This window comes from Bacteroides rodentium JCM 16496, assembly GCF_000614125.1.
In the GTDB taxonomy this organism is placed as follows: domain Bacteria; phylum Bacteroidota; class Bacteroidia; order Bacteroidales; family Bacteroidaceae; genus Bacteroides; species Bacteroides rodentium.
Map to the genome: position 1 here is coordinate 1 of NZ_BAKJ01000091.1, position 6538 is coordinate 6538.

The window sequence follows — 6538 nt, forward strand, 5'->3', positions numbered from 1 at the left end:
GTGCAAAAGCAGGGCGACTTCTTCGTGGAGTCACCTATCATTCTGTTTGCCAGTATTATCTGGTATCTCAAAATCTATCAGAACGGGAAGTTTTGCACGTTTCCCCATGCTATCGAGTTTCTGAACCGCCGTTACGAGGATATATTTCCGATACTGACCTCTTATCCGGAGCTGGAGAACTACCTTTCGCCGTTCATGGATGCGTGGCTTGGAGGGGCTGCGGAGCAGCTCATGGGTCAGATAGCGTCGGCAAAAATCCCGCTTTCGAGGATGATTTCACCGCAGCTCTACTGGGTGATGTCAGACAGCGAGTTTACGCTGGACATCAACAATCCCGAAGAGCCGAAAATCCTCTGCGTGGGTAACAATCCCGACCGTCAGAATATCTACGGTGCGGCACTCGGTCTGTATAATTCCCGTATCGTGAAGCTCATCAACAAGAAGGGGATGCTGAAGTCATCGGTCATCATCGACGAGTTGCCCACAATATACTTCAAAGGGTTGGACAATCTTATAGCTACCGCCCGAAGCAACAAGGTTGCCGTGTGTCTGGGCTTTCAGGATTTCAGCCAGTTAGTGCGTGACTACGGGGACAAAGAGGCGAAAGTGGTGATGAACACTGTCGGCAATATTTTCTCCGGTCAGGTGGTGGGGGAAACAGCCAAGACGCTCTCCGAGCGGTTCGGTAAGGTGTTGCAGAAACGGCAGTCCATCTCCATCAACCGGCAGGATGTTTCCACCTCCATCAACACGCAGATGGACGCGCTCATTCCACCGAGTAAGATTTCCGGGCTTACGCAGGGAATGTTTGTCGGTTCTGTATCCGACAACTTCAACGAGCGTATCGAGCAGAAGATTTTTCATTGCGAGATTGTGGTGGATGCCGAAAAGGTGAAACGGGAAGAAAGTGCCTACAAGAAAATTCCCGTCATTACAAACTTCACGGACGAGGACGGCAACGACCGCATGAAGGAAACGGTGCAGGCGAACTACCGGCGCATCAAGGAAGAGGTGAAGCAGATTGTGCAGGAGGAACTGGAGCGTATCAAAAACGATCCGGTGCTGTGTAAACTGCTACCAGATAATGAGACTGTCTAACAAGTCCCCAAAATTGAAAATTATCCCTATCGAAGTTTGAAGTGACCCCCAAAAGTTGGATACAATTTTTTGGGGGGCACTTCAGTTCTGACGGGTAAAATCGTAAAATTCGGACTTGTTAGACAAATACTTACGCGGTTTCAACCTCAGGTACTGAATCTATCGAATTGACAAATTTAACCAATTGCGGATCTGAATCTTTTTGTATGAGGTTTCGGAGACTCTTTTTCAATTCATAAGCATCATCCCCTGCTGTATTTATTAAATCCATATAAAAATCTTTGTTTTGCAGAATCAATGAACGGCATGCCCCATCGGAAATTACAGGTTTCACTATTTTATCAATAACGTCTCCAGCTTGACTTTTCAAATTACCATGCGATCTAAGCCATGTTTCGAAAAATTGAAACTTTATTGCATTGATAGTCTTTTTACCGATGCAGAAATCATTTCTTATATCGGTAACTGTCGATTTAATTTTTCGTTTATCCAATCTTTCAACTATATTCTTGAAACAATTAGGGAAAGGATTCAAACTTTGAGTTCCAGAAGCAATATCCATCAGAATCTTTTTGCCAAATTCAGTCAAGTTATCTGGCAAGGATTTGATTTTAGCCAGTAAATGTTTTATTGCGACAAACCAATAATATGATGTATGTGCTGTTCTTTGGGCGTATAATGTATCAACACTTATTTCAGACAACGCTTCGAACGCTATTTTATTGATATGATCGGTCAGGACATTGCTTATTTTAGTGGTCAAATCGTAAAAAGATGCGTCAGGAATTACATCTTTAATATTGTTCTTAGTGATATACTTATCCAAATCGGTATTCCACTCTGCTAAATGCTCGATAAATACCTCATCCGTTACACCTATTCTGTTCTTAATATCTTCAAATTGGGGCAATATGTCTGAGAGCAATAATTTATAGCCAAGTTTATGATTTACCATGTATTGTAGTGTTTCATTTAATAGCGGTATATTCCATCCCACACTATTTACTAATAAGTCTCCATGATCCACATAATAGTCCATGAGTTCTGCAACATATTTTATATCTCCACCCTCTATTAAGGAAACGGAATGACCATGTGCCAATTGCATGGCGACTAAATCGTAATATCCAGACTCTTTAATGTTTCGGCCATCAGTTTCTAATTCAGAATGCAACTGATTTATGTAGGTTGAATCTAACGTTACAGGTAAAGGTCTTTCTTCGTCAGATGCCAATAAACGATAGGTTGTAAATATAGCCCCTATATTATCTTTATTTACATTCTGTTCATCAATGCAATTCGTGATCGCTTGCAAAAGCGTTGGAAACGTATAGGTAGAATTATCTTTTAACGTTTTTACAATATCTGCATGGTCGAAATTATCGGGTAGTAAGTTTGCCAAATAATTATCGAGCGCCTCCGAATTTGTTGCTACTTGATAATATTTATATGCTTTAGTTGTCGCGTTATCCCGATAGGCAGCATCTGTTGCATTTGCAGCTTGAATATAATCGATAAATGTATTTGGCTTGACTGTTTTTGCTTCAATCAATGACGTAAAATCGCACGCCAACTTATTTTGCGCAATAAACCTGTCTATTGCATCTAACGTTTTGAAATAGTCGCCGCCATTGAAGTCATTGAACCGAACTATCTTCTTATATAATTGAGCAATCACATGGTTTTGGCTTTCCGTGTCTAAATGCAACAGCAGTTCTTGGTATTCGACAGGGAACACCTGCTTCTCTATGGATTCTTTTAATTTCAATTGTGCTATTCTTTGCCATACACGCAGAATAACATCGCTCTTTCGAGTTAATTTATGCAAACAATGTATAATCTTATCGATAAGCGCATTGTCCATACATTGTATAACTTCTTCTAATACAGTGTCAAATTGTTTATTAGTCTCTGCATATTGATTTATGTCGTGGTCTTCTTCTCCGTTGATGCAGCCTTCAATATATTTTTTCAATGGAATTTGTCGAGCATCTTCAACATCGACACCATATACCAAAGCTGCAATTTCGCGTTGTGTTTGCAGATCATTGTTAATTATTGTTTGAATGCCATTCAGATAGTCGCCGGACAATATTTGTTCTACTGGATTTGCCAGAATATCCGTCTTCTTCAAACAGAACAATGCTATGTTTATCATCAAAATTTCGTTACACCACTCTTGTTTAAGAGCGACCATCTCATTGATATATGATATAATTTCCCTAACATTGGCATTAGGATTTACCAATCTGAATATCCGATTTATAGTTTCTTTCGCTTCATTTTCTGTTTCTCCAAATGCTTCAACAAACAGTTTGTTGAATATACTTCGATAGTCGGTAATAACAGGAGGAGCAACACGATAAACAATAGGGAAAGTTTTATTGATAAAATACTTGGTCAGTTGTTTCGTTTGTTCGTCGGTCTCATCTCCGAATGCACAAGCTAAATGTGTTTCATCGAAAGGAATAACAGCCCAAACATTTTCAAAACCGCTATCGGCGAAGAACGTATGGATAGAAGACCATAATTCTTTTACTTTTTCAGCGGGGAGACGATCCATGTTGTCAAAAACAAGGACTAATTTACGTTGTCCTTTTTCCTTGATAAAATCAGAAATGTCTTGCATCCATGTTTTGAACTCGTAAACCGTTGGTTCGTCTTCGCTCAAAGTCTCATAGCAAACGTCCTTTTCGACTTTATCTTGATAAATAGCTAACATATAACTCCATCCATATTTATGATCTTTGCTATATGCCCATTTCCAAACGCACAATGCAATAAGAACTGGCAGTGCAGCTATGATAATAGACAATAAAGAAAACCACCATGTTGTGGGTGTAGGTTTTACTGCATACGCAATAAATGTAAATATCGGAGTTAAAACTGCAACCAAAAATGCCGCAACCATACCATTACTGATAAGGGGATATTTTTCGGTTACGGTCTCCGTTTTACGGGCTAATAAATATTTCAGCTTTTCAGACCATGATACGGTTTTCGTACCTCCACCTTTGACTTTTATTGTTGCATTTCCAGATAGGATACCATCATCAATAAGTTTGCTTGTAAGCAATTCCAATATAGAGCGGCGTTGCAAGTCCTCTTGATGTCCCCATGCGTCATACTCAAAAAAGTAATAGTCGTCTGATAATTCACGTTCCAACATTTTAACCACGTTGGATTTTCCAGATCCCCAAATACCTTCGATGCCGATAATTCGAGGTAAAGTACATTCCTCATCCAATGAATCATTCTGACAAAAATGGCGAGCAATAGTTTTTGCCAACCTTTCTTGCGAACCTCCATCGAATTTGTCAATACCACACGGTTTATTTTGGATAAACCGCGGATATTGCTGTTTGGATTGTAGTTTTGTTTCCATATACGTAATTTATTGATTATACGAACTCCAAATAATTCTCCCGATTTACCACATGAAACTCGGCATAGGGATAGGCTTCTTGGAAGGCTTTCGGTGCGGCCGGCATTTTATTTCCCCACTTGAACTCCAAGGCGGTAAGACTGTCGGCACTCTCCTCAATCAGGTCGATTTCCTGTTTGTCGTAGGTGCGCCAGAAATAGAACTCCCTGTGCAGTCCCTCATTGAAGTTCGCTTTGCGCCGCTCTCCGATGATGTAGTTCTCCACAGCGCACCGACATCCTGCCGAATGGCCAGCGGTGAGAAAGCCCCGATAATGGCATTGCGAATGCCGTTGTCGTAGAAGTACCACTTGCCAGCTTTTGTAACCTCCTTGCGTAGGTTACGCGAATAAGCCCCCAGACGATAGATAACGAAGACCTTTTCCAATAGGTCGAGGTATTTTTCAACGGTCGTCTTGCTCATGCCGAGTTGTTTACCTAACTCTTCGTAAGAAACTTCGCTGCCCAACTGAAAAGCTATCAATCGCAGTAGATCGCGCATCTTGCTCGAATTTTTTAAGCCGTCAATTGCTAAGATATCTTTAAGCAGGTATGCACCGACAATATCACGTAGGTAGTCTGTTTTACGTTCATAGTTCTCCATCATTACTACTTCGGGATAGGAACCGTAAATCAAGCGCGCTTCGAGGTTCTGGCGGGTTTCAAGTGCCGTTTCCGTCTGTGCGATTTCCCGTTGCGAGAATGGTGTAAGGAGAAATTGCGTACTGCGGCCGACCAACGGTTCACCAGTCTTATTCAGCAAATCGAATGACGAAGAACCACTTGCCAAGACACTTATTCCCGGTATTTCATCAACTATCAACTTCAGAATACTACCGATTTGTGGTATGTTCTGTGCCTCATCAATAGCCAGCAAATCAATACCATCCAATAAATGCCGATAATTGGCTATTGAGCGATTCTCCAATAGTGCTAATGTGTCGTAGTCTTCGCCGTTGAGCATCATCGTCCTACCTGAATAGTTGTCCACAATTTTACGCATCATTACCGTTTTACCAACACGGCGAGCACCAAAAATCAGTACTGCTTTATTGGGCGCGATTCGTGCTGTAATCTTCTCTTGAAGTATTCTATTTACTGTTTCCATACCTTATAAAATATAATGCAAAGATAATCATATTTTTTTAATTGGCGAATTTTACAAAAAAAACGGGCTATTAAATGGCGATTTTTACAACCACAATCTTATGGAAGTTGTTTCATTGTTTTTAGTAATGATATATGTTCATACTATGATGACTCAATAATTTACCAGACATACGTTTCTGAAATTTGTCCTTATAGGAATGAAAAACTCACATATATTGTGCTAATTAATATATAATTAAATGAAAATAAAAAGACAGGATACGAGTATTCCTGTCTTCTCATATGTAATGGATATTTTTTTATTTTCTCATCCGCTCCAACTCCTCATCACGCAACATTCTCTCGTTCAGTTTTTCCTGCATCCTGTCAATGAAATAGGTGCGGCTTTCGTTCTTCCGGCGTTTGATATCAGTGTAGAAGCGGTAGCAGTCTTTAGAATCAACCCCGAATATCTTATAGAGAAGTGGGGCGAGCTGTTTGAGCGGCATATTGCCGTTGTTGATGCAGCCCATCACGTCTATGCCGTAGATAAGTTCCACGAGGTCGATGGCATTGCCCGTCCATTGAAGAAGGCTGGCGGTGGTTTCTGTTGCGTTGTTGGCGGATATTAGTGGTGGCACTTGGGGCGTGGCAAGGAATTTCTGCATCTTTCTTACGAAAGACAGAGCCTTGCTGACGTAGGCGGCAATCTCTCTTTTTTCTTCTGACAGATTACGTACGGGATGGTGCTGCAACTCGATTTCGATGTAGGCAAGCGCGATGACGGTAAGGTTCATGTCCATGCCGCCGTTGCACAGTTCGATCACTTGGGTGGCGAAAGCCGTGTATGCCGTTTCCATATTGCAGTCGCCGGCTTCGTTTATCAGGCGGAAAAAGTCGGTTTCCGCCAGCAAGAAATAATTCATGT

At 41.1% G+C, this 6538-nt stretch carries 3 protein-coding genes and 1 pseudogene; 1 reads left to right on the plus strand and 3 read right to left on the minus strand.

Going from position 1 to position 6538, the window contains the following annotated elements:
- Positions 1-1098: TraM recognition domain-containing protein (locus tag JCM16496_RS20235; protein ID WP_025836339.1), on the plus strand; the 1098-nt coding region annotated here is incomplete at its 5' end.
- 130 nt (positions 1099-1228) lie between these two features.
- Here the strand turns inward: JCM16496_RS20235 and JCM16496_RS20240 are convergent.
- The 3 genes and pseudogenes from JCM16496_RS20240 to JCM16496_RS20250 form a co-directional block, all read right to left on the minus strand.
- Entirely contained in the window at positions 1229-4483 is a 3255-nt protein-coding gene (locus JCM16496_RS20240) for a P-loop NTPase fold protein (protein WP_004291481.1), read from the minus strand.
- A gap of 16 nt (positions 4484-4499) precedes the next feature.
- Positions 4500-5629 (minus strand): annotated as a pseudogene (locus JCM16496_RS20245) (ATP-binding protein).
- Between the two features lie 301 nt (positions 5630-5930).
- Positions 5931-6536 carry an RteC domain-containing protein gene (locus tag JCM16496_RS20250; protein WP_004304269.1) on the minus strand — a complete coding sequence of 202 codons (606 nt, stop codon included), beginning with the start codon at positions 6534-6536 and terminating at the stop codon, positions 5931-5933.
- Positions 6537-6538 lie beyond the last annotated feature (2 nt).

Coding starts and splice junctions, on each gene's coding strand:
- JCM16496_RS20240 (WP_004291481.1), bottom strand. CDS start 4,483: ATGGAAACAAAACTACAATCCAAACAGCAATATCCGCGGTTTATCCAA.
- JCM16496_RS20250 (WP_004304269.1), bottom strand. CDS start 6,536: ATGAATTATTTCTTGCTGGCGGAAACCGACTTTTTCCGCCTGATAAAC.